Source organism: Lysinibacillus sp. GbtcB16, assembly GCF_019091145.1.
In the GTDB taxonomy this organism is placed as follows: Bacteria; Bacillota; Bacilli; order Bacillales_A; family Planococcaceae; genus Lysinibacillus; species Lysinibacillus fusiformis.
Map to the genome: position 1 here is coordinate 1 of NZ_JAGXJV010000967.1, position 229 is coordinate 229.

Below are 229 nucleotides of genomic sequence, written 5' to 3' on the forward strand. Positions count from 1 at the left end.
CCAATCGAATAAGGCGTATGCTCCACTTCTGTTCCATACGAAAACTCCTCCTTAGTTTGTTTCAACTAAGTAGCAGTTTACCGGCAGAACATGAACTTTATATGAACTCCTCATGACAAAATGGGGAGATCTATATATACCTTTGTCCCCGCATAGACTGCGCTTTCTATATGGACAGTGCCTCCATGTAGCTCTACGATTTGCTTGACAATTGCTAGTCCCAATCCTG

Annotated in this window: 1 protein-coding gene; it reads right to left on the minus strand. The window is 42.8% G+C overall.

From position 1 onward, the window contains the following. Nucleotides 1-110: 110 nt before the first annotated feature. On the minus strand, nt 111-224 hold the full coding sequence (locus KVT27_RS27165) for an ATP-binding protein (RefSeq protein WP_256449066.1): 114 nt from the start codon (nt 222-224) through the stop codon (nt 111-113). Nucleotides 225-229: the final 5 nt, after the last annotated feature.